Source organism: uncultured Tateyamaria sp., from assembly GCF_947487805.1.
Taxonomy (GTDB): domain Bacteria; phylum Pseudomonadota; class Alphaproteobacteria; order Rhodobacterales; family Rhodobacteraceae; genus Tateyamaria.
Genome location: NZ_CANKXW010000003.1, coordinates 35824 through 60082, shown reverse-complemented (window position 1 = coordinate 60082; position 24259 = coordinate 35824). Strand labels below are relative to the sequence as shown.

The window sequence follows — 24259 nt, the reverse complement described above, 5'->3', positions numbered from 1 at the left end:
TGCATCCTTTCGACCGTTGACATTATGCCTTCACCTAAGTGCGGGCGGCGTGAAACCCAATGGCCCAAACCACGATGGCCCCCGTGGGCGCAACGCGCTGACGGAGGGCGATCCCGGAACAGATCCAAGGGACCGGAAGGTATGACGCTTCCGGGTATTGTGCGCGGATTAGGCGGGTGCGCGCGCAGAGTCAAGGGTGCGCCCGTTTACGTGGCCCGGATCGGCGGGCTAGGGTGGCGCGAAAACAGGAGGCAATCGATGTCGGACCTATTTGCGCCGCAGGCCTACAACAATGCGTGGTCCAATCACCGCCTGTTGCGCAGCTGCGCGGCCCTGCCCACGGCGGAGCTGTCGGCGCCGCGGCCGTCGTTCTTTGGCTCCATCATCGCAGCGCTCAACCACATCCTGATTGTCGACTGGTTCTATGTCTCCGCGCTCGAAGGGGCCTGTGTCGGGCCGCAGGCCTTTGCCGATCCGGTGCCTTGTCCGGATATCTCGGCCCTGCGCGCGGCACAGCGCGACGTGGATCGCCGCCTCATTGCCGTGACCGAGGACGCGACCCTGTCCGACCCGGCCCGCACCGTGCGCATGCTGCGCGACAGCGGCGCGCAGGAAGACCGCTTTGACCGCACCTTCCTGCATCTGGTCCAGCACCAGATCCACCACCGGGGCCAGGTGCATGGGCTGCTCAGCATGACAGACGTGCCGCCGCCGCAACTGGACGAATTCTATATGAGCTGGGACGCCGACGCGTCCCTGCGCGCGCCCGATTTCACCGAGATGGGCGTGACCGAGGCCGACATCTGGGCCGGACGCTGATCAGCCACCCCGCCGCCAGGCGCGCAGCCAGTCGTTGATCGCCGCTGCCGTCTGGCGCGGGCCGTTGCCGGAGTGGTACGCCTCGACCAGCGGATAGGGCGGGGTGGTGTCGTGAAAGGTCAGCGTCGCGCGGCCCGTATCGGAAAACGCCTCGACCTCGGCCCGCCGCACGACCGCCAAGGGGTGGGTGGCGCTGCGATAGCCCAGCAGGGTGCGGCGCTGGACCGTGACCGTCCCGGCTGTGGCATCGAAAATCACCTGATCCCGCTTGACCGCCATCGCAAAGATCCCCAACGGCACGCCCGCGCCAAAGATCACCGTCAACAGCCCCGCCGTCTCGCCCCCGGCAATCAACGCCAGCCCCGCCGCCGCACAGGCGACCATGCAAACGATCAACCCACCCCCCAGCAGCCAGGGCGCATGGGCGAGGATCAATTGCTGGGGCATGTTGCGCAACACGGTCATGGCCCCCAGCCTAATGCCCCGCACAGGGCCACAACAAGCGGGCGCAACGAAAAACCCCCGCCACAATCGGGCGGGGGCAGGTGAGTGGTGGCAGTACCCAAAGGCGTGTCAGGCGGCCAGTTTGGCAATCTCGGCCTTGGCGTTTGCGATGGCCTCGGCGCCCTGGGCCATCACACGGTCGGCGGCAATGACGTCCACCTCCGTGATGCCCACAAACCCCAGCACGTGGCGCAGGTAACCGGTGGCAAAGTCGATGTCGCTGCCCACCGGTGTGCCGCCCGTGGCGACAGCGATGATGGCCCGCTTGCCCTCCAGCAGGCCCACGGGGCCGTTCTCGGTGTATTTGAACGTCAGGCCCGCCCGCGCGATCAGGTCGATCCACGCTTTCAGCGCCGCAGGCACCCCAAAGTTATAGACGGGCAGGCCGATCACCACCGTATCGGCGGCCTCCAGTTCGACCACCAGCGCGTCCGACAGGGCCAGCGTGTCGCGCTGTGCCGCGTCGCGCGCATCGGCGGGGGTAAAGTTCGCGTTCACCCAGGTCTCGGTGATTTGCGGCAGGGCTTCGGTCAGGTCGCGGCGGATCACGTCGCCGCCCAGCTGTGCAACGATGTCGGCCGACAGGTCGCGGGAAACGGAGCCTTCGGTACGGGCAGAGCTGTCGATATGCAGAATGGTCATGGTCGGGTCCTCTTTGGGATTTGTGTCTGTCTGCGGTGACAATTGGCCCTTGCAAATTCGAACGCAATTGCTGAAACTCAACAGCATCTGTTTGGAATTGCACAGTACAGGTCACACATGGACAATTGGGACGAGATCAAGACCGCGTATCAGGTGGCCCGAATGGGCACGGTCAGCGGGGCGGCAGATGTCTTGGGCGTGCACCACGCCACGGTCATCCGCCATATCGATGCGCTCGAGGGGCGGTTGGGCGTCAAACTCTTTCAACGGCACGCGCGCGGTTATACCGCGACCGAGGCGGGCGATGACCTGTTTCGCGTGGCGCAGGCGACGGATGATCAGTTCAGCCAGCTGGTGGGCCGGATCAAGGGCCGCGGCACCGAAGTGTCGGGCGAACTGGTGGTCACATCGCTGGTCAACATGGCCCCGCGCATGGCCCCGGTCCTGACCGAATTTCAGCGGATGCACCCGGATGTGGTCGTCCGCTACCTGACCGGCGACCGGCTGTTCCGGCTGGAATACGGCGAGGCGCATGTGGCCATCCGCGCAGGCAACGCGCCGGATCAGCCCGACAATGTCGTGCAGCCTTTCGTGCGCCAGTCGATGGGGATCTACGCCACCAAGGGCTATGTCGCCGAATACGGACACCCCGGCGATATCGCCACCTGCACCGGCCACCGCTTTGTCAGCCACGACGCCGCCGACAACCGCGCGCCCTTCCACAAATGGCTCCGCAGCCAGGTGAGCGAGGACGACATCACCTTCCGCTCCACGGACGTGCGTGCGCTGGAACAGGCGGTGCTGGCGGGGGCGGGGATCGGGTTCCTGTCGGTGCTCGAGGCACGCGCCAACCCGGATCTGGTCGAAATCATGCCCCCGCGCGAAGACTGGTCCGCGCCGCTCTGGCTGGTGACCCACGTGGATCTGCACCGCACCAACAAGGTGCAGGCCTTCCTGACCTATCTCAAGGATCAGTCCAAGAACTGGCAGGTGCTGTGACCCCCGCGCTTCAGGGCCACCTGGCGATGCTGTGCTTCTCCGCCCTCGTGGCGGGGTCGTTCTCGCTCGGGTCTCTGGCGGCCAATGAAATCGCACCCGCGGCACTCAATGCCGCACGGTTCGGCATCGCGGCCTGCGTGATCGGCGCGGTGGCCTGGGCGCGCGGCGGCGTGCCCCGGTCGGCGCTGGCCGCCCCATGGCGCTACCTGCTGCTGGGCGGATTCTTTGCCACGTATTTTGTCCTGATGTTCGAGGGGCTGAAAACCGCACCCCCGGTCAGCGCCGCCGCCGTCTTTACCCTGACGCCGGTGCTCGCGGGCGGCTTTGGCTGGCTCCTCCTGCGACAGGTCACAACCCCGCGCATGGCGCTGGCGCTGGCCATCGGGGCCACGGGCGCGCTCTGGGTGATCTTTCGCGCGGACATTTCGGCGCTGATGGCCTTTGCCGTGGGTCGGGGCGAGGTCATCTATTTCTTCGGCTGCGTCGCCCACGCCGTCTACACCCCGCTGGTGCGCCGGCTCAACCGCGGCGAAAGCGCGGTGGTCTTCACCCTCGGCACCCTGCTCGCGGGCGCACTGATTCTCACGGTCTATGGCTGGGGTGACCTGCGCGCGACACAATGGGCGGCCCTGCCGGGCATCGTCTGGATCACGCTGATCTACATCGCGATCTTTGCCAGCGCGGCCACTTTCGTCCTGCTGCAATTTGCCTCCCTGCGCCTGCCTTCGGCCAAGGTCATGGCCTACACCTACCTCACCCCCACATGGGTGATCGGCTGGGAAATCGCGCTGGGCAACGGCGTGCCGGGGCCGCTGGTGCTTGCCGGTGTGGCCCTGACCATCGTGGCGCTGCTGATGCTCCTGCGGGACGAGGACAGCGCCCGCTAGAGAAACCCGGCATCGGCCAGCTTGTCCCGCAGCACATCCAGATCAAGCGGCGCAGGCGTCGTGCGCGGCAAGGGGCGCACACGCGGGTCAATCGTGGTGGGGGTGACATCGGCAAACCCCTCCATCTGCCGCGCAAGGTACCCCAACACCTCGGGCCGGTTGCGCCGCATGAACACCGCCGCCCGCGCATCCCCGCGCATGGCAAAAGGCAGGTGGTGAAAGGCCGATCCGTCCGGCCCGACGATCTGCCGCGCCGCGCGAAACACGCCCAACTGCACCTCGAAATGGAACTTTTCGGGCGCAAAGACGAAATACCCCGCCGCCTCCATCATCGCCTCGATCTCGTCCTCGCGGTCCACCAACTGATCGGGTCGGTTTAACCGGCCCCGCGTCAGGTACAGCCGCTCCGGCCCGTCCACCTCGATCTGCGCAAACCGCTTGGCGACAAAGGCGCGGAACGCGGGCGTCCCGGCCAGCCACGGCCCATGCCCAAACCCCGCACTGGGCAGGACCAGACGGTCCACCCGCGTCGGCACATGCAGGATGCGGACAGGCAGCCCATCGCACAGCCGCGCCACCACCGGCCCCAGATTGTGCGATAGGTTGTGCTCCATATCCATGTCGCCTCGCGCGGGCAGGACCAGTCCGTCAATGCGCATCTCCGCATGATCCAGCGCCCACAGGCGCGCAATCCCCTCCAGCAGGAAATGACCGAAATGCGTGTGGCTGCACCCCATATACAGATGCGTGCCGGGCAGATGGTCCTCGACCGCGCGCGCCTCGGGCACGGCACTGACCCGCCCGCGCGACAACCGCGCCCGCGACAGGGGCAGGAACGCGCCACGACTGTCGAACACACCGTGCGGCACCAGATCGGCCCCCTGATCCGGCACCACCACCGCGCCGCGCACCACACGGATGCGCGGGTCGGGCAGGTCATCCGTCAGCGGCGGGATCATGCGGCAGCTCTGCGGCCAGAAACCGCTCGAACGCATCCAGGTTCACCGGCTCGAACTGGCCAAACCCCTGCATCCACACGGACGCCGCCCGCATCGCGTCGGGGTCCAGCTTGCACCATTTCACCCGCCCGCGCTTTTCCTGCGTGATCAGGCCCGCGCGCGTCAGGATCGTCAGGTGCTTCGAAATCGCGGCCAGCGACATCTCGAACGGCTCCGCCACATCCGTGACGGCCATGTCATCCTCCAGCAGCATGGTCAGGATCGCCCGCCGCGTCGGGTCGGCAAGCGCAGAAAACACAGTGTCGAGCGGATCGGCCATGCCCCGTCATACCGGGCGCGCGCGCCAAGGGAAAGCGATCACAGAAACGGGTGCCTGCTGTCGCGCGACGGCCAGTGATGCGACATCAACGCCCGCTCATGCGGCGTCAGCCCGATGTCGCGGGCGATATGGTCGGTCATCGGCGGCAAGGCGGTGCCTTTGACTGTTGCCGCAGGCCGCAAGCGGCGCAAGATTTTAGCACAGGTCGACAGGGCGCGTAAAAGCGCGTTTTGTTGGGTGATAAGCATGAAAGGCCTCTTTGGGTTGAGGAATGCGCCCAACATGCCCAAACACAGCCCTTGCCACAAACAGAGTTCCCTGACATCTCTTGTGCGTTTTCTGCACAGGTCACCATCACATGTCCCGCACCTTGCCCCCGCTCAACGCCCTGCGCGCCTTCGAGGCCGCCGCCCGCCACGAAAGCTTCAGCCGCGCCGCGGACGAACTGGGCGTGAGCCACTCCGCCATCAGCCGCCACGTGCGCGGGCTCGAAGCGCGGCTGGGCGTGCACCTCTTTCGGGACGCCGCCCGCGGCGTGGCCCTCACCGCCGAGGGCAGCCACTATCTCCAGCGCATCACCCCCGCCTTCGACGTGATCGGCGAGGCGACCGAAGGGCTCGCCGACGCCCCCGCCGGGCGGGTCGTGGTCAACAGCGAACCGGTCTTCGCCACCAAGATCGTGATCCCCTTGCTGGCCAGGTTCCAAAAGGATCTGCCGGGCATCGACCTGCGGCTGGTCGGCTCCAACGAACTGGCCGACCTCGACCGCTACGAGGCCGACCTCGCCATCCGCTACGCCAAGACCGGCAGCCTCGACCAACCCTCGGATCTGCTGAGCGATGCGCCGATCTATCCGTTCACTGCGCCGGGATACCTGCCGGACGACACCCTGCGCCCAAGCGACCTGACCGAACGCCCCCTCCTGCGCGACCGTGGCCCCAACATATGGATCGACTGGGCGCGCATCGCGGGTTTCGACGTCGCCGTGCCCGACCCGCCCTGGCGGATGCGCGCGGCGCTCGCACTCGAGGCGGCGGTGCACGGGGCGGGGATCTACCTTGGCGCGTCCGACGGCACCCACCTCGACGAAACCGCAGGTCGCCTCGTGCGGGTGTCGGATGTGGGCTTCCGTCAAGGCTCCTTTCACCTGCTGACCAGCGGTCAGGCCGGACGGCGCAAGGCCGTGCGCCAGGTCCGCACATGGCTGCTCGACCACACACAGGCGCTGCGCCGCGCAGAAAATCAACCAAACGGTTGAATAAGCCAAAGCCCCGCAATCCGCCCCTGACCAAGGGTGCGGCGCGGTGTCGCCCATCTTCATTGTTCCAAAAATATGCAAGAAAACAAAGACCTAACACCATACCCCACGCAACAAGCAGCGCGTTGACTCACGCCCCCACCCGACATATCCACCCTGTAATCCAAATTGCGGGACGAAGGTGTGTGACCGACCCTGACAACAAGGCCAAGATGGAGGCGCTCAGCGCCCGGATCGACGCCGTCAAAGAGGTGCACGCCCCCAAACCCCGCACGCCGGATCATCACTCTCAGGCCCAACTCGCCTGGCGTATGGTGATCGAACTGGTGGCCGGTCTGGGGATCGGGTTTGGCATGGGCTACGGGCTGGACGCCATCTTTGGCACCTCTCCATGGTTCATGATCGTGTTTATTTTTCTGGGCTTCGCGGCCGGCGTCAAAACGATGATGCGCAGCGCCGAAGAAGTGCAGAGCCGACAAGCGGCCGAAATGGCCGAGGACGAGACCCACCCGAACGGGTGAGACAAGTGGAGACAGCCGGATGGCAGACGACGCAAAAGGTGGCGGTGGCCTCGAATTTCACCCGATGGATCAGTTCATCGTCAAACCGCTGTTTGGCGATGTTGGCGACCCGGTTCACTGGTACACCATCACCAACGCGACCCTGTGGCTTGCACTGGCCGTTCTGGCCATCATCGGCCTGATGGTCCTGACCACGTCCAAGCGCGCCGTGGTGCCGGGCCGTGGCCAGTCGATCGCCGAACTGATGTACGGCTTTGTCTACAAGATGGTCGAGGACGTGACCGGCAAGGACGGGATCAAGTACTTCCCCTATATCATGACACTGTTCATGTTCATCCTCTGCGCCAACTTCCTCGGGCTGATTCCGATGTCGTTCACCACCACGTCGCACATCGCCGTGACGGCCATTCTGGGCTTTGGCGTGTTCTTTGCCGTGACCATCCTCGGCTTCGTCAAGAACGGCGCGTCTTTCCTCGGCCTCTTCTGGGTGTCCAGCGCGCCGCTGCCGCTGCGCCCGGTTCTGGCGATCATCGAAATCATCTCGTATTTCGTCCGTCCGGTCAGCCACTCCATTCGTTTGGCGGGCAACATGATGGCCGGTCACGCCGTTCTCAAGGTGTTCGCGGGCTTTGCCCAGGTGGCGGCCATTGCGCCCGTCGCGATCATCGGCGTCATGGCGATCTACGGTCTCGAAGTGCTGGTGTCGGCCATCCAGGCCTACGTCTTCACGATCCTCACATGCGTGTATCTCAAGGACGCACTGCACCCGCATCACTAAAGGTTTGGTGGGCATATTGCCCACCCTACGAACATCAAACTTCCAATCGTAAGGAGAATTCTCATGGAAGGTGAACTCGCACACATCGGCGCAGGCCTCGCAGCAATCGGTTCCGGCGCAGCCGCCATCGGTGTTGGTCACGTGGCTGGCAACTTCCTCGCCGGCGCCCTGCGCAACCCGTCGGCTGCTGCCGGCCAGACTGCTACTCTGTTCATCGGCATCGCCTTCGCAGAAGCCCTGGGGATCTTCTCGTTCCTCGTCGCTCTGCTGCTGATGTTCGCTGTCTAAGTCACTCTGAGACGCATTCCTTACGGTTGGGCGGCGTGACACCCTCACGCTGCCCAATGTAACGGCTTCGCATTTCGGCCCGGCATATCGGGCCACTCCAGAGGAACGACCGATATGGCAGAGAACACAAACGCCCTGGGCGAAGTTGCAGTAGGCGCCCCTCCGGGCATGCCGCAACTCGACATTGGCACTTTCGACAACCAGGTCTTCTGGTTGCTGATCACGCTTGTCGCGATCTATTTCGTGCTGTCGCGCGTGGCCCTGCCACGGATCGCGGCCATTCTGGCGGAACGCCAGGGCACAATCACAAATGACATTGCCGCGGCCGAGGATCTGAAATCCCAGGCCGAAGCCGCCGAAGCGGCCTATGACAAGGCGCTGGCCGATGCCCGCGCCGAGGCACAGCGCATCGCAGGCGAAACCAAGGCCGCCATCCAGGCCGACCTGGACGTCGCCATCGAAAAGGCCGACGCGGAAATCGCAGCCAAGGCCGCCGAAAGCGAAAAGGCCATTGCCGAAATTCGCGCCGGCGCCATGGAAGCCGTGGCCGAAGTGGCCAAGGACACCGCGCAGGACATCGTCGCCGCCATGGGCGGCACAGCCGACGCCGCCAAGATCGCCGCTGCGGTCGACACACGGATGAAAGGGTAAGCACATGCGCAACATCTTTGCATCCGCGACCGCACTGACGCTGCTGGCCAGCCCCGCGCTGGCGGCCAAGGGTCCGTTCCTGAGCCTGGCCAACACCGACTTCATCGTGCTGGTGGCGTTCATCCTGTTCATCGGCGTCCTGATGTATTTCAAGGTGCCGGGCATGCTGTCGCGCATGCTGGACGACCGGGCCAAGGGCATCCAGTCCGAGATCGACGAGGCCCGCGCCCTGCGCGAAGAGGCGACAAGCCTGCTGGCAACCTACAAGCGCAAGCAACAGGAAGTGCAGGAACAGGCGGACAAGATCGTGGCGCAGGCCAAGGTCGACGCCGAAGCCGCAGCCGATCAGGCCCGTGCCGACCTCGCCCGCTCTATCGAGCGCCGTGTCGCCGCAGCCGAGGACCAGATCGCATCGGCCCAGGCCGGTGCCGTGAAAGAGGTGCGTGACACCGCCGCTGTCGTGGCCGTTCAGGCCGCCCGCGACGTGATCGCCGACCAGATGACCGCCGCCAACGGCAACCAGCTGATCGACGCCGCCATCGCCGAGGTCGAAGCCAAGCTGCACTGACGCCACGCGTCCGCAACAGAACCATAGAAAACCCGGCCCCTGCGCCGGGTTTTTTCGTGCGCCGCGTCAGGTGCCTGTTTCGTGATCCAGCCGCTGCCGCGCGATGTCCTCGTTGCGGTCGGCCTTGACCTGATCCCGCAACGCCCGTTCCACATAATCCAGATGGTCATGCACCGCACTGCGCGCGGCCTCCGGATCGCGGGTCTGCAACGCCGCATTGATCGCGCGGTGCTGATCCAGCAGCGCCTGCCGCGTCGTGCGTTGTTTGAACATGACCTGCCGGTTGTAGAACACGCCGTCCCGCAGCAACTGGTACATCGACCGCATCATGTGCAGCATGATCACGTTGTGGCTGGCCTCGATGATCGCCATGTGAAACTGCGCATCCAGCCGCGCCTCTTCATCGCTGTTGCGCTTGGGGTGGGCGGCCTCCATCTTTTCGAAGACGGCCTGTACCACGGCCAGATCCGTATCCGACGCCAGCCGCGCGGCGCGCTCGGCGGCCAGCCCCTCCATATCCCTGCGAAAGCTCAGGTAGTCGAACACCGCCTCGTCATGGCGGGCAAAAAGCTCGGTCAACGCGGGCGCAAAGGCCGACCCCAGCACATCCGCGACAAAAATGCCCGCACCGGGCCGCGTGGCCAACAACCCGCTGTCCTGCAAGGTGCCGATCGCATCGCGCAGGGACGGGCGCGACACGCCCATCCGCTCGGCCAGCTCCCGTTCGGGCGGCAGGCGTTCACCCGGGCGCAGAATACCGCGCAAAATCAACTGCTCGATCTGACGGATCACCGCCGAAGACAGCTTTTCCGGTTGCACAGGGCGAAAGGGCATCGGCGCTCCACTGGTTGAATTGGTCATTTTGTATGACCAATTCAGCGTGGGCGCAATCTACATCCAGCGGCGCGGGTCCACGGCCTGTCCGGTGCGCGCGCTCTCCTGCGCGGCGATCCCCATGGCCACGGCGGCCCAGCCATCGGCCAGCGTCACCTCGGGCGTGCCGTCCCCGCGCACCATCGCCACGAATTTCTGGTGCTGATAGAACGTCGATCCGTTGTGATCGCCCGCATCCAGCAAAGTTGGGTCCACGGGGATGTCATGCACCACCGGCCCCTGCGGATGGCGCGGCGAGGTGACCAGCTTGGCCACGGGTGCTGCCCCCAGATGTTCGGGCCAGAACCGCCCCGGACCGGGCACAAAGGCTTCGATCTTGCCCACAGGGCCCACCGCCGACAGCTCTTCCTGATAGGCCGAACCTTCGGCAAACATGCACAGCTCCAGCATCGCCCGCGCGCCACTGTCGAAATCAACCAGCACGTAACCGCTGTCGATGATGTCCGGCACCTCGCCGCCATAGCTTTCGTCCAGATGGTTCACCGCCTGCGCAGCCGAAGCCATGACCCGCACCGGGTCGGCCTGCAACCCGTGCCGCATCAGATCAAAGAAGTGGCAGCATTTCTCGACAAAGGTGCCGCCGGTGTACCGGTTGAACCGGTTCCAGTCGCCGACCTTCTCCATAAAGGGAAAGCGGTGCTCGCGGATGCTGAACTGCTTGATGCCACCCGTGGCCTCCGCGGCCTTGGTCAGGAATTCCGTGACCACGGGCATATACCGGTACTCCATCGCGACCCAGACCGGATGGGGATAGCTGTCGCGGAACGCGGCCAGCTTGGCCACATCCTCGGGGTCGGTGAACAGCGGCTTTTCCACCAGCAGGGGCAGGGGGCGCGTGGCCGCGATCTCTTCCATCTGTGCGACGTGGCAGAAATTGGGGCTGACGATCAGCAGGCAATCCAGGTCTTCCACCGCCAGCAACTCCGCCACCGATCCAACCCGCGTGGCGGCGGGTGCAATCGCCAGGGCACGCGCTGCCATCTCGTCGTCCGGCTCGAAAAATGCGCCAACGGTGGCGTCAGGCAACAGGGCAATGTTGCGCATATGCTCTTGCCCCATCATGCCGCATCCGATGATGCCATAGGTGATGTGCTGTGCCATGGGTGGCGTTCCTTACTTCAGTCGTTGGACATAAACCGCGCGGGCCGGATCGTACCAGGTGCGCGAAAATTCGATGGGGGCGGGGGCGTCGGACCAGGACAGCCGCTCGATATACCCCACAGTGTCGCCGGGGCGCGGGCCATAGGCATCCGGTGCCCAGTCCGGCACCGGACCCAGCGACACGCGGTCCTCGGCGCGCTGGATCCACAGGCCCAGATCCTTGCGATAGGTGGCATAAAGGGATTCGGACATCGTCGCCTCCGACACGATTCCCGCATCCGCATCCAGCCAGATTTCCTCGACGCCCATGATTGTGTCATTCAGCGACCGCAAGCGCCGGATGCGAGTCGCCCGTGTCGCCGTGCCGAACGCTGGCAGATCGGCGGGCTTGTCCATCACATCCACCGACAGGACCTGCGCCCGCGGCAGGCCGCCGCCCTCCAGCAGTTCCAGCCGGAACATCGCGTAGACAGTGCCGGTATCCCCGCCCGCACGCACATAGTTGCCCGAACCCTGCACGCTTTCGATCAGACCCTTTTCGCCCATATCCCGCAGGGATTTGCGCAAGGTGCCGACACTCACGCCAAGCTCCGCCGCCATGTCCCGCTCGGGCGGCAACCGTTCGCCGTCAATCAGCCGCCCGGCCACGATGTCCCGCGTCAACAGCTCGGCGATCTGCACATAGATCGGCAGCGACTGGGGGGATTGGCGGGGGCTGGTCATAGGGCGGGGCGACGCGGCGTTTTGAAAATTGATACACCATTGATCTACATCAATGACAGTGTTACGCAAGGGGCAAGTTGAAGCGAATGAAAGACCGAAGATGACTGTCGTCCCCATCACCTCCCCAGACCTCGACGCGGCCGAAGTGTCGTGGTTCTCGGCGCTCTGCTCGGACGACTATCAATTCCTCGGCGTGCCGGATGGCGATCTGCGCTCGTCCTGGGCGCATTGCTCCGACATCGTGAAAGAGGCCGAGGCCCAAGGCTTCCGCAACATCCTCTGCCCGTCCTCCTATCAGGTCGGTCAAGATACGCTGTCCTTTGTTGCCGGGTGCGCCCCCATCACGTCGAAAATCAACCTGCTGGCCGCCGTCCGCTGTGGCGAGATGCAGCCCATCATGCTCGCCCGCACCATCGCCACGCTCGACCACATGTTGCAGGGGCGGCTGACGGTCAACATCATCTCGTCCGACTTCCCCGGTGAAAAGGCCGACAGCGATTACCGCTACCAACGCTCGCGCGAGGTGGTCGAAATCCTGAAACAGGCCTGGACGCAGGACGAGATCAACTACGCTGGCGAGGTCTACAACTTCTCCGGCCTCACCACTGACCCCGTGCGCCCCTACCAGATCGGTGGCCCGCTCCTGTACTTCGGCGGCTACTCGCCCTCCGCGCTCGAGCTTTGCGGCCAACACTGCGACGTCTACCTCATGTGGCCCGAACCACAGGAAAATCTGGCGGGGCGGATGCGCGATGTGAATGCCGTGGCCGAGAAATACAACCGCACGCTGGATTACGGCCTGCGCGTCCACATGATCGTCCGCGACACCGAGGCCGAGGCCCGCGAATACGCCGACTACATCGTGTCGAAACTGGATGACGAATACGGCCAGTTGATCCGCGACCGCGCACTGGACTCGACCTCCCTCGGGGTCGCGCATCAGGCCAAGGCGCGTGAACTGGCGGACAAGTTCGGCTATGTCGAGCCAAACCTCTGGACCGGCGTGGGCCGGGCGCGCTCGGGCTGCGGTGCCGCCCTTGTCGGCTCCACCGATCAGGTCATGTCCAAGATCGAAGAGTACCAGAAAATGGGCATCCGCGCCTTCATCTTCTCGGGCTACCCCCACATCGACGAGGCAAAACATTTCGGCGCGCGCGTCATGCCGCACTTGAAAACCTGTTCGCTGCCCCATGCTTATGGCCGGGTGCCCGCACAGGCACCTGCAACACCCCTTGCCGCAGGAGAGCGCCGCTAATGGACCGCGTCCAACTATCCGACACCCTGAATTTTTCCCGCATCGTCTATGGCATGTGGCGTCTGGCCGATGACACGGACACGTCCGTGGCGCATGTGCAGGCCAAGATCCACGCCTGCCTCGATCAGGGCATCACCACCTTCGATCAGGCCGACATCTACGGCGGTTACGTGGCCGAGGCCGTGCTGGGCGAGGCCCTGCGCGCCGACACCGGCCTGCGGTCCAAGATGGAGATCGTGACCAAATGCGACATCGTGGCGCCCGTGGGCCGCTATGCCGATGCGCCGGTCAAATATTACGACACCTCCCGCGCCCACATCATGCAGTCGGTGGAAAACTCCCTGCGTGACATGGCCATCGACCACATCGACCTGCTGCTGATCCACCGCCCCGACCCGTTCATGGACCACCATGAAACCGGTGCCGCGCTGGACGAGGCCGTGGCGAGCGGAAAGGTCGGTGCGGTCGGCGTGTCGAACTTCCGCCCTTGGGACTGGACCCTGCTGCAATCGGCGATGAAAACCCCGCTGGTCACCAACCAGATCGAAATTTCGCTCAGCGCGATCGACCCCTTCACCAACGGCGATCTGGCCTTTCACCAACAGCACGGCCAACCTCTCATGGCATGGTCGCCCCTGGGTGGCGGCGGGCTGATGACGGGCGGCGACAAACTGCACGCCGTCATGGACGAAATTGCCAGCGCCAATGGCGTGGACCGCGCCGCCGTGGCGACCGCGTTCCTGCTGGCGCATCCCGCACATATCATCCCGGTCATGGGCACCAACAACATCGACCGGATCAAGAACATCGGCGCAGCGACCAATGTGGCGCTCGACCGACCCACATGGTTCCGTCTCTACGAGGCGGCGCTTGGACACGAGGTGGCCTGATGACAATGCAAAGCCCGAACCAACCGACAGTGTTTTCCCCCGACGCCGACAGCAGCCGCCAGCTGCGCGACGCCTTCGGCAAATTCGCGACCGGCATCACGGTCATCACCGCCCCCAGCGCGGATGGCCCCGTCGCCATTGTCGCCAACAGCTTTTCGTCCGTGTCGCTGGATCCCGCACTGGTGCTGTGGTCCGTCGACCGCGGCGCGCGCCGCTTTCCCTATTTCGAGGCGGCGGACCATTACGCGATCCACGTGCTGGCGGCAGAACAGCAGGACGTGTGCAGCCTCGCCGCGCGCAACGCCCACATGCTGAACGACCACCCCCACACGCTTAACGCTGATGGAGTGCCGTTGATTGATCATTGCCTTGCGCGGTTCGAATGTCGCAGGGTGGCTGCACATGACGCGGGCGACCACGTCATCATCGTGGGCCAGGTCCAGCGCACCGAAATGCGCGATGGACAGCCGCTCACATTCTTCGCCGGCCAGTTCGGCAGCCTGTCCAGTTAGGACAGGCCCCAGACCCGCCCGTAGGGCGAAAGAAAGACCCGCCCGCGGGGTGAAAGCGGAAAATGGGCCACGGCAGAACAAACTGCCGGGCGACCGACAAAGGGAGGGCCCGCAATGGGCTTATTACTGACGGTGCTTGCACCGCTCAGCTGGGTGAACGCCCTCGTGCTCAAGTTCGGGCGCGCGATAGGTATTGCCGCCATCGCCTTCATGGTGGCCGCGATCCTGATACAGGTCGTGGCCCGCTATATCTTCAACAATGCCCTGCCATGGCCGGACGAGGCCGCACGTTTCTGCATGTTGTGGATGACCGGCCTGATGGCGCCCACCGCCTTCCGGCGCGGCGGTTTCGTGGCGCTCGACATGATCTCGGGCTTTCTGTCCAGTCGGGTCGCGGCGCTGCTGGGCCTCGTCCTCCTCCTGATCTCGCTCGCCATCCTGATCGTGGCCGTCCAGATCGGGTTCAAAGAGGTCACCGGCTTTGGCGGCCGCTTTGCCACCGCATCGCTCTATCTGCCCACCTTTGACGGCTGGTTCCGGGTGCCGCGCAGCTGGATGATGCTCTCGCTCTTTGTGGGTGTGGTCCTGCTCTTGAGCGTGAACATCGAATTGATCCTGCGCAGCATCGTGACATTCCTGGGCGGCGGCGACCGTTTGCCCGATCTCGATCTGGGTGACATGGCCGCGGGGAGCGAATGATATGCTGATCTGGTTTCTGCCTCTCTTCCTGCTCTTTTTGCTGATCGGCCTGCCGGTGTTCTTCGGCCTGCTGGCAGCCCCCGGTCTGCTCTTGTGGCTGAACGGTCAGGAAAAGGACATCACCCTCCTTTACCGCAACGTCTACAACGGCATGGACAGCTTTCCGCTGATGGCGATCCCGTTCTTCATGCTGGCCGGAGAATTGATGAACAAGGGCGGCATCACCATCCGCCTCGTGCAGTTCTCACAGGCGCTCATGGGCCACCTGCGCGGGGGGCTGGCACAGGTCAACGTGCTGTCTTCGATCCTCTTTGCAGGCCTCTCGGGCTCTGCCGTGGCGGACACCTCCGCGCTCGGCTCCATGCTGGTCCCCGCGATGGAAAAGGAAGGCTACACAAGGCGTTACGCCGCCGCCATCACCGCCGCCTCCTCCGTCATCGGCCCGATCATCCCGCCCTCGGGCATCATGATCATCTATGCCTATGTCATGGGCGAAAGCGTCGCGGCGCTGTTCCTTGCAGGCATCGTGCCGGGCATCCTCGTGGGCGTCGGCCTGATGGTGATGATCCGCGTCACCGCCGACAAATACGACCTGCCCGCCGCCAAGCGGGTGGAGTTTGACGGCGTCGAACTGGGCGCTCTGGAAAAATGGGTCAGCTTCGCGCTGGCGCGTCTGAACATCGGCCTGCTGATCTGGGTCATCGCACCGCTGCCCGAAACGTCGGGCCTGATGACATGGGTGACGTTCCTCGCCGCCGTGGCCGTGGCCCACGCGCTGCTCTTGGCGCTGCGCACGCAGGTCAGTTCCGATTTCCGCACCATCTGCAAACGCGCCATCGTGCCGCTGCAAACGCCCGTGCTGATCCTGGGCGGTATCTTGGGCGGTGTCTTTACCCCCACCGAGGCCGCCGCCGTCGCCGTGGCCTATGCGGTGTTCGTGGCGTTCTTTGTCCTGCGCACGATGTCGCTCAGGGACCTGCCCGACATCCTCAGCCGTGCGGGCCTGACGTCCGCCGTGGTGCTGCTGCTGGTGGGGGCGGCCATGGCGTTCAAGACGGTCGTGTCGCTGTCCTACGCGCCGCAGATTCTGGCCGACTACATCCTGACCCTGTCGGAAAACCCGCTGATCCTGCTGTTCCTGATCAACCTGCTGTTGTTCATCGTCGGCATGTTCCTCGACGCAGGGCCCGCCATCATCATCCTCGGGCCCATCCTCGCGCCGATCTTCACCGATCTGGGCGTCGACAGCATCCACTTTGCCATCATCATGTCGGTGAACCTGACCGTGGGGCTGGCCACGCCACCCATGGGCCTTGTGCTGTTCGTCGCCGCGGCGGTCAGCAAGGAAAAGGTCGAAACCATCGCCAAGGCGATCCTGCCATTCCTGGCCATCGAAATCGCGGTGATCTTCCTGATCACCTACGTGCCGGCCATTTCAATGACGATACCCCGCCTGACGGGGTTCGCGAACTAAGAGCTATAACCGGGAGGACTTACCACTATGCTCAAAAACACCCTCAAAACGCTGACCGCAGCCGCGCTTGTCGCGGGTTCCGCGATCATGGCCCAGGCACAGGATTACACAATCCGCGCCACCGCCAACTCCAACACCAATGACGAAGACTATGACGGCCTCGTCGTGTTCAAAAACTACGTCGAGGCGGCCTCCAACGGCGCCATCGCCGTGGAACTCTTCATCGGTACACAGCTCTGCTCGAACGGTGCGGAATGCTTGCAAGGCGTGGCCGACGGCTCGATCGATGTCTACATCTCCACCTCCGGTGGCGCGTCGGGCATCTTCCCTTACGTGCAGGTCCTCGATCTGCCCTACCTGATGGCCGATGACCGTATCGCCGAACACGTGCTGTCGGGCGACTTCACCCGCAAGATGCGCGCCATGGCGCTGGAAGATTCCGGTGACGCGATCCGCCTGATGACCATCGGCAATACCGGCGGCTGGCGCAACTTTGCCAACACGCAACGCCGTGTGGCCGAACCGTCGGACATGGAAGGTCTGAAAATCCGCACCGTGGTCGCCGACCTGCCGCAGGAACTGGTCAAGGCACTGGGCGCGTCGCCCACCCCGATCCCGTGGCCCGAACTCTTCACCTCGTTCCAGACTGGTGTGGTTGAAGGTTCGAAAAACGGCATCACCGACATCATGGGCATGAAATTCCCCGATGCGGGTCTGCAATACGTGACACTGGACGGCCACGCCTACATGGGTGCGCTGTGGTGGATGTCGAACCAGAACTTCATGGCGATGCCCGAAGACATGCGCCGCGTCGTGGTGGACGGCTTCTATGCGCTGCAACAGGCGACCTTCGCCTCGCCCAAGCGCAAGTCGATCCAGGCCTACGAAGACTTCGTGGCCGGTGGCGGTGACCTCTATGTGCCGACACCCGCACAAAAGGCAGCCTTCGCCGAAGCGGCAGCACCCGTGAACGACTGGTTCACCGCCAACGTGGCCCGTGGGGATGAGATCCTGACCGCGCTGCAAGAGGCCGTGGCCGCCGCCGAAGCGGACGTGAACGCCGCGCGCGACGCCGACCTGAATTAAGGAAAGGTGGGCATATTGCCCACCCTACACCCGGCCGCTCCTGTCATGGGGGCGGCCTTTTCTGTTTGAACCGGGATAATATTGATGTTGATGTGCGTCAAACACTCGGAAAAGGTAACACTATGTCAAATCTGGCGAAAACCTTCACCGCCTGCATACTGACCTTGGGGATGGCTGCACCTGCCTTGTCAGACACAGCGCGTACGGTGAAATTTGAAAGCCGTTACGGCAAGAAGATCAAAGGCGCTGTTTGTCAGGTTACCGTCGGTAACCAACGGTACGAGGTCGTTACGCCTGCACGTGTAAAGCTGCCCCTTGATGTGAACGGTCGGTTGAACATCGCACAGATGGATTGTGATTTGCAGGGCATCCGGAAAACTACCTCCTTCTTTCCGGCTGAGGACGTGTTCGACCGTGAGATTTATGGAATTACCGTTTCGTTCAAGGACGAGAAGACACCGTTTTCCTATCTCAAGAAAAATGGTGGGCTGGCCGTCTGGAAAACCCGCGATGGAAACTGGGTCCCGGTTCGATGACGCCTGCGGTTTGAAAATCTTCAATCGCCGCGAACGCTTGGACCGTGCGTCGCCCTTCCCAAGTTGCCCGTCCCCTGCCAAACTCATCGAAACGGATACATCCACACCTTGTAGTCAGCGACCAGAATATGCGCCCGATTGATCTCTTCCTGCGTCATTTTCTTGACCACCTCTTCCAGCGAAATGGCCGCGTCCGGGTCACCGCCGATGGCCGACAGCGTGTACCACATATAGGCGCGCACGAGGTCCGGGGCGGGCATGCCGCGCCCGACCTCATAGTACCATCCGACACCGGATTGCGCGCCGGGATGACCCTTCATGGAACTGCGCAGATACCACTCGAACGCCCGCTCGTCGTCGCGCTCGACGCCGAGGCCCAGGGCATAGAGAACGCCGATCAACTCCTCGGCATCCGCATTGCCCGACCGCGCCGCGGGCCACAGCGCGTCATAGGCGGCCTCGTACTGGCCGGCCTCCATCAGGTCACGCGCCTCCTCGATCTCGGCAAAGACGGGAAGCCCAAGAAAACAAAGGGTTATGGCAAGTTTGCGCATATGATCCTCCTGTGCGCGACCCCGGCTTTTGCGACGGATCTGCCGCGCGCGCTCGGGGCTGATGATTTCATTCCCGTCGACCCTGCGCAAGCCAAACTGGGCCAGCTTCTGTTCTATGATCCGATCCTGTCGGGCAACCGCAACATCGCCTGTTCCACGTGCCACCACCCCGATCTGGGCACCGGTGACGGGCTGAGCCTTGGCATCGGCGAGGGCGGGCAGGGGATCGGGCCGCTGCGCACCGCCGGTGTGGGCGATGACCGCATCCGCAAGCGCATCCCGCGCAATGCGCCGGGCCTGTGGAACCTGGGCGCGCGCGACCTGCACACGATGTTCCACGATGGCCGCCTCAGCGTGGCGGATACCTTCGAGAACGGCTTCAACTCCCCGGCCGAGGAATGGCTGCCCGAGGGGCTGGATAACCTATTGGCCGCACAGGCTATTTTTCCGCTGGTGGCCCAGTTTGAGATGGCCGGAAACCCCAAGGAAAACGAGGTCGCAGGCGCCGTTCACAACCGTATGGATTATGCCTGGCCGATCCTCGCCGACCGGGTCCGTCACATCCCCGCCTATGCCGAAGGGTTCGCGGGTGCCTATCCGCATATCACCACCGTGACCGACATCACGATCGCCGATATCGCCAACGCGCTCAGCGCTTTCATGATCTGGGAATGGACCAGTTTCGACAGCCCCTTTGACGCCCATCTGGCCGGGCATCCCGGTGCACTGACCGAACAGGAACGGCGCGGCATGGACCTCTTCTATGGCAAGGCCGATTGCGCCAGTTGCCACGCGGGTCCGCTGATGTCGGATCAGAAATTCCACGCGCTGGGCCTGCCCCCCTTTGGCCCGGGCCGTACGCGGCGGTTTGACCCGATGGTGCGCGATGTCGGCCGCATGGGCGAAAGCGACGCGCTCGAGGATGCCTATGCGTTCAAGACACCCATGTTGCGCAACGTGGCGCTGACCGCGCCCTATGGCCACAACGGGGCCTATCCCACGCTCGAAGGGATCGTGCGTCATCACCTTGCGCCGCTCGCGATGCTGGACCGCTGGACGCAGGACATGGCGGATCTGCCGGATGTGCCGTGGCTGTCGGGGATTGATTTCATGGTCTGGCAGGACCGTATCGAAATGGCCCGCCACCGGGCCGTCGTGCCCCGGTCGGTGACGCCTTTGGATGATCGCGAAGTGGCTGATATCGTTGCGTTTCTGGGGGCGCTTACCGGTGCGACAGCGCGCGGTGGCAAGCTGGGTGTGCCAGATACCGTGCCCAGCGGGCTGCCTGTGGATCCCCGCCTTGACCCGGCGCTGCGTCCGTGATCGGGCGGGTGGAGGCACATCCAGACCGGCCCGCATGCCGACCTGCGTCGCGCGCGTTCCAAGCAGGGAGAGCAACGGGATGACCACGGCGGCGCGGACCCTCATGGGCGCTGTGGCAATCGTGCTGGCGGCCACCGCCACGCGCGCCGCAGAGTGGACGCCGCCCGGTCCGATCAGCATGCTGATTGGCTTTCGCGCAGGTGGCGGTGCCGACACGCAGGCGCGCCTGATCGCGCAGGAACTCGAGGCCCGCCACGGCTGGACGATCCAGCCCCAACAGGTGACGGGCAAGGGCGGTCTGAACCTCGCCGCCGCCCTCAAGGACGCGCCTGTGGACGGCACGGTGATCGGCATGGTGGTGACGGAAACGCTGGGCTACAACATGGCTGCTGCGGGTGCGGGGCTTCATCCCGATGACTTCACCGGCATCACCACAACGGCGGGGTTCCAGATGGGTGTCGTGGCGCGCCGCGTCACGGGATGGGCCACCCTCGAAGATGCCATTGCGGCCGCCAAAGGTGGCGCGGCGCTGCGCTTTGGCGTGATGAGCCCGCGCCTTGCGGACCTCGCCTATCTCTTGGGCAAGGCGCAGGGTGTCACGTTCAACATCGTGGAAATGCGCGGCGGCAAGGCGGTGATGGATGGCATCAACGCAGGCGATCTGGATCTCGGTTTCGTGGCGGGCATTCAGGCTGCCAGCGTAGCGGCGGGTGATCTGGTCAACCTCGCTTCGGCCCTGTCGGTGCCACTGAACCAGACGCCGGAGGCTCCGACATTTGCGACCCTCGGCGTCGATTTCAATGCCGATGGCCAGTTCATGTTCGTCGGTCCCGCGGGCATGTCCACCGCAGCACGGAGCGCGATGTCCACGGCAATCGCAGAGATCATTTCGGACCCGCAGACCGGTGCAGGCGCGTTGATTGCAAGTGCCTTTGGCGGGCCGTCCATCCTTGCGGGCGACGCGTTGCAGGCGCAGATGGCGGCGGATTACGATGCCGCCGGGGCGCTGCTCGCGGCGGCGTCCGAATGATCTGACCCTTATGCGGGGCGGCATGTCCGTCGCCCTGCGCAGACCACAAGGCATGACATGTCACGGGCCGAAACCAGAACCCTAGGAGTGATCTGCGTGATCTTTGCGCTGGGTTGCATCTTGGTCTGGATTCCACTTGATACCGATACGGGCCTGATCGAAACGGTACGCCGCCGGGTCGAGATCGGCGATGCCATGGCGCCCACCTTGGCGGCGCTCTTCGTGCTGGTGGGGGGCGCGATCCTGTGCATTGCGCCGGGCGAACCTGCCCGGGGCGCGGGCGCCAAACGCCCACTCCTGTTCTGTGCCGCGGCGATGATCGGTGTTCTGGCGGCGGGGGTTGTCCTGATGCTCTGTGCCGGGCCGCTGGCGCTGTGGCTTGCGGATGCAGGCCGCGCCGAGCCGCGCGAGTACCGCCTGATGCGCGACAGTTTTCCGTGGAAATACATTGGCTTCGTACTGGGCGGGACGGTGGCTATTTCCGGCCTGATCGCGCTGGCGGAACGACGCATGACCTGGGCTGCGCTGATCATCGGGTTGGTGGGCGTTCTGGGGATGGTCGCGCTTTTTGACCTGCCTTTCGATGATCTGCTTTTGCCGCCCAACGGGGATTACTGATGGACGTGTTGGCCCATGTCTGGCTCGGCATCCTCGCCGTGTTTCAGGGGCCCGACGCCTTTGCGGTGGCCGGGCTGAGCGTGTCGATCACGCTGGTCATGGTTGCGGCGGGGTTCCTCCTGGGGATCGTAGTGGGGGCCACGCCCGGTCTGGGCGGGCCGACGGCGATGGCGATTGCATTGCCCATCCTGATCTCGGTCTTCGGGTTCACGCCGGATGCGCTGTTGCCGGTGATGGGGTGCCTTATCGGCATCATGAAAGGGGCGACGGTCGGCGGGGCCGTGCCTGCCATCCTCTTCAACACGCCGGGCACGCCCGACAGCTACATGACCACACTGGACGGGTATCCGATGGCGCAGCGCGGCGAGGCGAAAAAGGCGCTGCGCGTGGCCCATTTCGCCTCTGCCTCTGGGGATACGTTCTCGGACATCGTGCTGATCCTGTGCGCGCCCTTTCTGGCGCTGCTGGTCGAACGCCATCTGGACCTGCCGGAAAAGACCGCGCTGCTGATCCTGTCGCTGGCCTTTGTCGCGGCGGTTGTGGGCCGATCACCGGGCAAAGGGCTGATCAGCGCAGGCCTCGGCCTTCTGGTGGTCTATGTCGGCACGGGCGAGGATTTCTATCCCCGGCTGTCCATGGGCACAGAGGCGCTCAACCGCGGTTTTCCGATCGGCACGGCGGTGCTGGGTGTGCTGGTGGTGGGGGCGGTGTTTCACCAGATGGCCGAGGGGTTTGCCAGCCGCTCGAACACCAGCCTCCAGCCTGCGCCAAAGGCCGGCAACGCAGGCCGTCTGCGGTGGCCAGACATCCGGCCCCTGCTGCCGACGATGCTGCGCTCTGCGGTGGCGGGCACGGTGATCGGGGCCCTGCCGGGCATCGGATCGACCCTTGCAGCAACCATCGGCTATACCACCGCCAAGGCGCGTCACGACCGGACTCGCGCCCCGGATGCGCCCCGTTTTGGCGACGGTGTGCCGCAGGGCGTCGCCGCAACCGAAGCGGCCAATTCCGCGGTCTCGGGCGCCAACCTGATCCCGGTCCTGTCGCTGGGCATTCCGGGAAACACCGCCGCCGTGTTCCTGATCCTTGCGGCGGACAGCATCGGCGGCTTCAACCCCGGCCCGTCGGTGTTCCGCGTCACGGCTGATGCGATAAACCCCGAACTGGTCGTGGCTTTTGGCCTCTTTACCTGCATGTTCGTGGCCAACGCTTTGAACTGGACCGTGGGGGGCTTGGTCATGCGGTCGATGGGTGTGCTGGCCCACCTGCCGAAACAACGCCTGTTGCCCGTGGTGCTGGTGCTGACCCTCACGGCGATCTACGTGCAGGAAACCCGGATCGAGGCAATCTGGTTCACCATCGCCTTCGGTATCCTCGGGTTCGGCATGCGCCTGCTGGACATGTCGCCGCTTCCCTTTGTCATTGCCTTCATCCTCGGCGCCAAGCTTGAGGACAGCGCGCGCCAGGCCTTCGCTGCCACGGGCGGGGATGCGTGGTTCCTGTTCACCAGCCCGGTGGCTGCGGCGTTCATGGCGCTGTCGGTTCTGGTGGTCGTTCTGGGCGCGCGGCGGCGGGGCTAGCGGCCCTTCCAGACGGGGTCGCGTTTCTCTGCAAAGGCGCGCGCGCCCTCCAGTTGATCCTCCGACCGATAAAGCCGCTCGACCGCGGGCAGTTGGCTCTTGGTGATGCGGTTCATCGCGTCCTGGAACTTGGCATCCTCCGCGTCGCGCACGATTTCCTTGATCGCGGCGTAGACCAGCGGCGGGCCCGAGGCCAGCAACCGCGCCAGATCCCAGGCCCGGTCCAAAAGTGTCCCCGCGGGGACAACCTCGTTCACCAACCCCCAGCGGTGCGCCTCTTCGGCGTCAAACCAACGCCCGGTCAGCAGCAGCTCCATCGCGATGTGATACGGGATCCGCTTGGGCAGCTTGACGCTCGCCGCATCCGCCACCGTCCCGGACCGGATCTCGGGCAGGGCAAATTGCGCATGGTCCGCGGCCAGGATCATGTCCGCACTTAGCGCCAGTTCCAGCCCACCGCCACAGGCAATCCCGTTCACCGCCGCGATGACCGGCTTGTTCATCGCGCGCATCTCCTGCAACCCGCCAAAACCGCCGACGCCATAGTCGCCGTCCACCGCGTCCCCGTCGGCTGCGGCCTTGAGGTCCCAACCGGGGCAAAAGAACTTTTCCCCCGCACCCGTGACGATCGCCACCCGCAGCTCCGGATCATCGCGGAACGCCAGAAACGTCTCGCCCATGATGCGCGAGGTCGCCAGATCAATGGCATTGGCCTTGGGCCGGTCCAGCGTCACTTCGAGGATCGCGCCGTCGCGCCGGGTCTTGATGGGGCTGTCTGTCATATCGGTCTC

Annotated in this window: 30 protein-coding genes; 20 read left to right on the top strand and 10 right to left on the bottom strand. The window is 64.5% G+C overall.

The window, feature by feature from the left end; all coding sequences use genetic code 11:
* Positions 1-258 precede the first annotated feature (258 nt).
* On the top strand, positions 259-819 hold the full coding sequence (locus Q0949_RS09570) for a DinB family protein (RefSeq protein ID WP_299370971.1): 561 nt from the start codon (positions 259-261) through the stop codon (positions 817-819).
* Here the strand turns inward: Q0949_RS09570 and Q0949_RS09565 are convergent, their stop codons facing one another.
* Together Q0949_RS09565 and Q0949_RS09560 are read right to left on the bottom strand one after the other, a co-directional pair.
* Positions 820-1284 carry a hypothetical protein gene (locus tag Q0949_RS09565; RefSeq protein ID WP_299370969.1) on the bottom strand — a complete coding sequence of 155 codons (465 nt, stop codon included), beginning with the start codon at positions 1282-1284 and terminating at the stop codon, positions 820-822.
* A gap of 108 nt (positions 1285-1392) precedes the next feature.
* The gene (locus Q0949_RS09560) at positions 1393-1965 is read right to left on the bottom strand and encodes an NAD(P)H-dependent oxidoreductase (RefSeq protein ID WP_299370967.1); all 573 of its coding nucleotides are present in this window, start codon (positions 1963-1965) and stop codon (positions 1393-1395) included.
* Between the two features lie 117 nt (positions 1966-2082).
* Between Q0949_RS09560 and Q0949_RS09555 the strand changes: the two genes are divergently transcribed.
* Together Q0949_RS09555 and Q0949_RS09550 are read left to right on the top strand one after the other, a co-directional pair.
* On the top strand, positions 2083-2964 hold the full coding sequence (locus Q0949_RS09555) for a LysR family transcriptional regulator (protein ID WP_299370965.1): 882 nt from the start codon (positions 2083-2085) through the stop codon (positions 2962-2964).
* Positions 2961-3851, top strand: a complete 891-nt coding sequence (locus tag Q0949_RS09550; protein WP_299370963.1) for a DMT family transporter — start codon at positions 2961-2963, stop codon at positions 3849-3851. The genes Q0949_RS09555 and Q0949_RS09550 overlap by 4 nt, the downstream gene beginning before the upstream one ends.
* On the opposite strand, the gene Q0949_RS09545 is transcribed toward Q0949_RS09550, so the two are convergent.
* From Q0949_RS09545 to Q0949_RS09535, 3 genes are read right to left on the bottom strand one after another with little or no spacing between them, the layout of a single operon-like run.
* On the bottom strand, positions 3848-4810 hold the full coding sequence (locus Q0949_RS09545) for a glycosyltransferase family 61 protein (RefSeq protein WP_299370961.1): 963 nt from the start codon (positions 4808-4810) through the stop codon (positions 3848-3850). The genes Q0949_RS09550 and Q0949_RS09545 overlap by 4 nt on opposite strands.
* Positions 4788-5129: a metalloregulator ArsR/SmtB family transcription factor gene (locus Q0949_RS09540; protein ID WP_299138509.1), complete on the bottom strand. Its 342-nt coding sequence runs from the start codon at positions 5127-5129 to the stop codon at positions 4788-4790. The genes Q0949_RS09545 and Q0949_RS09540 overlap by 23 nt, the downstream gene beginning before the upstream one ends.
* A 38-nt stretch (positions 5130-5167) precedes the next feature.
* Positions 5168-5377: a hypothetical protein gene (locus tag Q0949_RS09535; protein WP_299370959.1), complete on the bottom strand. Its 210-nt coding sequence runs from the start codon at positions 5375-5377 to the stop codon at positions 5168-5170.
* 110 nt (positions 5378-5487) lie between these two features.
* Here Q0949_RS09535 and Q0949_RS09530 point away from each other — a divergent pair, with 110 nt between their 5' ends.
* The 6 genes from Q0949_RS09530 (at position 5488) to Q0949_RS09505 (ending at position 9193) form a co-directional block, all read left to right on the top strand.
* Positions 5488-6387, top strand: coding sequence for a LysR family transcriptional regulator (locus Q0949_RS09530; protein ID WP_299370957.1), 900 nt, complete (start codon positions 5488-5490; stop codon positions 6385-6387).
* A gap of 185 nt (positions 6388-6572) precedes the next feature.
* A complete protein-coding gene (locus Q0949_RS09525) occupies positions 6573-6908 on the top strand; it encodes an AtpZ/AtpI family protein (protein ID WP_299370955.1) in 336 nt (111 codons plus the stop codon).
* A 19-nt stretch (positions 6909-6927) separates the two neighbouring features.
* Entirely contained in the window at positions 6928-7686 is a 759-nt protein-coding gene (locus Q0949_RS09520; RefSeq protein ID WP_299370953.1) for a F0F1 ATP synthase subunit A, read from the top strand.
* Positions 7687-7749: 63 nt separating this feature from the next.
* Positions 7750-7974 (top strand): F0F1 ATP synthase subunit C, encoded by a 225-nt coding sequence (locus Q0949_RS09515; RefSeq protein WP_015496525.1) that lies wholly within the window; start codon positions 7750-7752, stop codon positions 7972-7974.
* A gap of 114 nt (positions 7975-8088) precedes the next feature.
* Positions 8089-8625, top strand: a complete 537-nt coding sequence (locus tag Q0949_RS09510) for a F0F1 ATP synthase subunit B' (protein ID WP_299370951.1) — start codon at positions 8089-8091, stop codon at positions 8623-8625.
* Positions 8626-8629: 4 nt separating this feature from the next.
* The gene (locus tag Q0949_RS09505; RefSeq protein ID WP_299370949.1) at positions 8630-9193 is read left to right on the top strand and encodes a F0F1 ATP synthase subunit B; all 564 of its coding nucleotides are present in this window, start codon (positions 8630-8632) and stop codon (positions 9191-9193) included.
* Positions 9194-9259: 66 nt separating this feature from the next.
* Here Q0949_RS09505 and Q0949_RS09500 read toward each other — a convergent pair whose 3' ends face one another.
* Genes Q0949_RS09500 through Q0949_RS09490 form a run of 3 tightly spaced genes read right to left on the bottom strand, consistent with a single transcriptional unit; the run spans position 9260 to position 11911 of the window.
* A complete protein-coding gene (locus Q0949_RS09500) occupies positions 9260-10027 on the bottom strand; it encodes an FCD domain-containing protein (protein WP_299370947.1) in 768 nt (255 codons plus the stop codon).
* Positions 10028-10084: 57 nt separating this feature from the next.
* Positions 10085-11188, bottom strand: coding sequence for a Gfo/Idh/MocA family oxidoreductase (locus tag Q0949_RS09495; RefSeq protein ID WP_299370945.1), 1104 nt, complete (start codon positions 11186-11188; stop codon positions 10085-10087).
* A 12-nt stretch (positions 11189-11200) separates the two neighbouring features.
* Positions 11201-11911 (bottom strand): GntR family transcriptional regulator, encoded by a 711-nt coding sequence (locus Q0949_RS09490; protein ID WP_299370943.1) that lies wholly within the window; start codon positions 11909-11911, stop codon positions 11201-11203.
* Positions 11912-12011: 100 nt separating this feature from the next.
* Here Q0949_RS09490 and Q0949_RS09485 point away from each other — a divergent pair, with 100 nt between their 5' ends.
* The 7 genes from Q0949_RS09485 to Q0949_RS09455 all read left to right on the top strand — a co-directional run bounded on the left by Q0949_RS09485 (position 12012) and on the right by Q0949_RS09455 (position 18363).
* Positions 12012-13166 carry an LLM class flavin-dependent oxidoreductase gene (locus tag Q0949_RS09485; protein WP_299370941.1) on the top strand — a complete coding sequence of 385 codons (1155 nt, stop codon included), beginning with the start codon at positions 12012-12014 and terminating at the stop codon, positions 13164-13166.
* Complete coding sequence (locus tag Q0949_RS09480; RefSeq protein WP_299370939.1) at positions 13166-14056, top strand: aldo/keto reductase; 891 nt, start codon at positions 13166-13168, stop codon at positions 14054-14056. The genes Q0949_RS09485 and Q0949_RS09480 overlap by 1 nt, the downstream gene beginning before the upstream one ends.
* Positions 14056-14568, top strand: coding sequence for a flavin reductase family protein (locus Q0949_RS09475; RefSeq protein WP_363323269.1), 513 nt, complete (start codon positions 14056-14058; stop codon positions 14566-14568). The genes Q0949_RS09480 and Q0949_RS09475 overlap by 1 nt, the downstream gene beginning before the upstream one ends.
* Positions 14569-14682: 114 nt before the next feature.
* Positions 14683-15267, top strand: a complete 585-nt coding sequence (locus tag Q0949_RS09470) for a TRAP transporter small permease (RefSeq protein WP_299370937.1) — start codon at positions 14683-14685, stop codon at positions 15265-15267.
* 1 nt (position 15268) lies between these two features.
* Positions 15269-16741: a TRAP transporter large permease gene (locus tag Q0949_RS09465; RefSeq protein WP_299370935.1), complete on the top strand. Its 1473-nt coding sequence runs from the start codon at positions 15269-15271 to the stop codon at positions 16739-16741.
* A 27-nt stretch (positions 16742-16768) separates the two neighbouring features.
* Positions 16769-17827 carry a TRAP transporter substrate-binding protein DctP gene (dctP, locus tag Q0949_RS09460; RefSeq protein ID WP_299370933.1) on the top strand — a complete coding sequence of 353 codons (1059 nt, stop codon included), beginning with the start codon at positions 16769-16771 and terminating at the stop codon, positions 17825-17827.
* A gap of 122 nt (positions 17828-17949) precedes the next feature.
* Positions 17950-18363, top strand: coding sequence for a hypothetical protein (locus Q0949_RS09455; RefSeq protein WP_299370931.1), 414 nt, complete (start codon positions 17950-17952; stop codon positions 18361-18363).
* Positions 18364-18446: 83 nt separating this feature from the next.
* Here Q0949_RS09455 and Q0949_RS09450 read toward each other — a convergent pair whose 3' ends face one another.
* Positions 18447-18917, bottom strand: coding sequence for a tetratricopeptide repeat protein (locus tag Q0949_RS09450; protein ID WP_299370929.1), 471 nt, complete (start codon positions 18915-18917; stop codon positions 18447-18449).
* On the opposite strand from Q0949_RS09450, the gene Q0949_RS09445 reads away from it, so the two are divergent.
* The 4 genes from Q0949_RS09445 to Q0949_RS09430 all read left to right on the top strand — a co-directional run bounded on the left by Q0949_RS09445 (position 18918) and on the right by Q0949_RS09430 (position 23468).
* Positions 18918-20240, top strand: a complete 1323-nt coding sequence (locus tag Q0949_RS09445; protein WP_299370927.1) for a cytochrome c peroxidase — start codon at positions 18918-18920, stop codon at positions 20238-20240. It begins immediately after the preceding gene.
* A gap of 79 nt (positions 20241-20319) precedes the next feature.
* On the top strand, positions 20320-21270 hold the full coding sequence (locus tag Q0949_RS09440) for a tripartite tricarboxylate transporter substrate-binding protein (RefSeq protein ID WP_299370925.1): 951 nt from the start codon (positions 20320-20322) through the stop codon (positions 21268-21270).
* Between the two features lie 96 nt (positions 21271-21366).
* Entirely contained in the window at positions 21367-21888 is a 522-nt protein-coding gene (locus tag Q0949_RS09435) for a hypothetical protein (RefSeq protein WP_299370923.1), read from the top strand.
* Positions 21888-23468, top strand: coding sequence for a tripartite tricarboxylate transporter permease (locus Q0949_RS09430; RefSeq protein WP_299370921.1), 1581 nt, complete (start codon positions 21888-21890; stop codon positions 23466-23468). The genes Q0949_RS09435 and Q0949_RS09430 overlap by 1 nt, the downstream gene beginning before the upstream one ends.
* Here Q0949_RS09430 and Q0949_RS09425 read toward each other — a convergent pair.
* Entirely contained in the window at positions 23465-24250 is a 786-nt protein-coding gene (locus Q0949_RS09425; RefSeq protein ID WP_299371798.1) for a carnitinyl-CoA dehydratase, read from the bottom strand. The genes Q0949_RS09430 and Q0949_RS09425 overlap by 4 nt on opposite strands.
* Between the last annotated feature and the right edge of the window lie 9 nt (positions 24251-24259).

Excerpts from the sequence above, each read along its gene's own strand:
- Q0949_RS09570 (WP_299370971.1), top strand. The coding sequence starts at position 259 with ATGTCGGACCTATTTGCGCCGCAGGCCTACAACAATGCGTGGTCCAAT.
- Q0949_RS09565 (WP_299370969.1), bottom strand. The coding sequence starts at position 1,284 with ATGACCGTGTTGCGCAACATGCCCCAGCAATTGATCCTCGCCCATGCG.
- Q0949_RS09560 (WP_299370967.1), bottom strand. The coding sequence starts at position 1,965 with ATGACCATTCTGCATATCGACAGCTCTGCCCGTACCGAAGGCTCCGTT.
- Q0949_RS09555 (WP_299370965.1), top strand. The coding sequence starts at position 2,083 with ATGGACAATTGGGACGAGATCAAGACCGCGTATCAGGTGGCCCGAATG.
- Q0949_RS09545 (WP_299370961.1), bottom strand. The coding sequence starts at position 4,810 with ATGATCCCGCCGCTGACGGATGACCTGCCCGACCCGCGCATCCGTGTG.
- Q0949_RS09540 (WP_299138509.1), bottom strand. The coding sequence starts at position 5,129 with ATGGCCGATCCGCTCGACACTGTGTTTTCTGCGCTTGCCGACCCGACG.
- Q0949_RS09535 (WP_299370959.1), bottom strand. The coding sequence starts at position 5,377 with ATGCTTATCACCCAACAAAACGCGCTTTTACGCGCCCTGTCGACCTGT.
- Q0949_RS09530 (WP_299370957.1), top strand. The coding sequence starts at position 5,488 with ATGTCCCGCACCTTGCCCCCGCTCAACGCCCTGCGCGCCTTCGAGGCC.
- Q0949_RS09520 (WP_299370953.1), top strand. The coding sequence starts at position 6,928 with ATGGCAGACGACGCAAAAGGTGGCGGTGGCCTCGAATTTCACCCGATG.
- Q0949_RS09515 (WP_015496525.1), top strand. The coding sequence starts at position 7,750 with ATGGAAGGTGAACTCGCACACATCGGCGCAGGCCTCGCAGCAATCGGT.
- Q0949_RS09510 (WP_299370951.1), top strand. The coding sequence starts at position 8,089 with ATGGCAGAGAACACAAACGCCCTGGGCGAAGTTGCAGTAGGCGCCCCT.
- Q0949_RS09505 (WP_299370949.1), top strand. The coding sequence starts at position 8,630 with ATGCGCAACATCTTTGCATCCGCGACCGCACTGACGCTGCTGGCCAGC.
- Q0949_RS09500 (WP_299370947.1), bottom strand. The coding sequence starts at position 10,027 with ATGCCCTTTCGCCCTGTGCAACCGGAAAAGCTGTCTTCGGCGGTGATC.
- Q0949_RS09495 (WP_299370945.1), bottom strand. The coding sequence starts at position 11,188 with ATGGCACAGCACATCACCTATGGCATCATCGGATGCGGCATGATGGGG.
- Q0949_RS09490 (WP_299370943.1), bottom strand. The coding sequence starts at position 11,911 with ATGACCAGCCCCCGCCAATCCCCCCAGTCGCTGCCGATCTATGTGCAG.
- Q0949_RS09485 (WP_299370941.1), top strand. The coding sequence starts at position 12,012 with ATGACTGTCGTCCCCATCACCTCCCCAGACCTCGACGCGGCCGAAGTG.
- Q0949_RS09480 (WP_299370939.1), top strand. The coding sequence starts at position 13,166 with ATGGACCGCGTCCAACTATCCGACACCCTGAATTTTTCCCGCATCGTC.
- Q0949_RS09475 (WP_363323269.1), top strand. The coding sequence starts at position 14,056 with ATGACAATGCAAAGCCCGAACCAACCGACAGTGTTTTCCCCCGACGCC.
- Q0949_RS09470 (WP_299370937.1), top strand. The coding sequence starts at position 14,683 with ATGGGCTTATTACTGACGGTGCTTGCACCGCTCAGCTGGGTGAACGCC.
- Q0949_RS09465 (WP_299370935.1), top strand. The coding sequence starts at position 15,269 with ATGCTGATCTGGTTTCTGCCTCTCTTCCTGCTCTTTTTGCTGATCGGC.
- dctP (WP_299370933.1), top strand. The coding sequence starts at position 16,769 with ATGCTCAAAAACACCCTCAAAACGCTGACCGCAGCCGCGCTTGTCGCG.
- Q0949_RS09455 (WP_299370931.1), top strand. The coding sequence starts at position 17,950 with ATGTCAAATCTGGCGAAAACCTTCACCGCCTGCATACTGACCTTGGGG.
- Q0949_RS09450 (WP_299370929.1), bottom strand. The coding sequence starts at position 18,917 with ATGCGCAAACTTGCCATAACCCTTTGTTTTCTTGGGCTTCCCGTCTTT.
- Q0949_RS09445 (WP_299370927.1), top strand. The coding sequence starts at position 18,918 with ATGATCCTCCTGTGCGCGACCCCGGCTTTTGCGACGGATCTGCCGCGC.
- Q0949_RS09440 (WP_299370925.1), top strand. The coding sequence starts at position 20,320 with ATGACCACGGCGGCGCGGACCCTCATGGGCGCTGTGGCAATCGTGCTG.
- Q0949_RS09430 (WP_299370921.1), top strand. The coding sequence starts at position 21,888 with ATGGACGTGTTGGCCCATGTCTGGCTCGGCATCCTCGCCGTGTTTCAG.
- Q0949_RS09425 (WP_299371798.1), bottom strand. The coding sequence starts at position 24,250 with ATGACAGACAGCCCCATCAAGACCCGGCGCGACGGCGCGATCCTCGAA.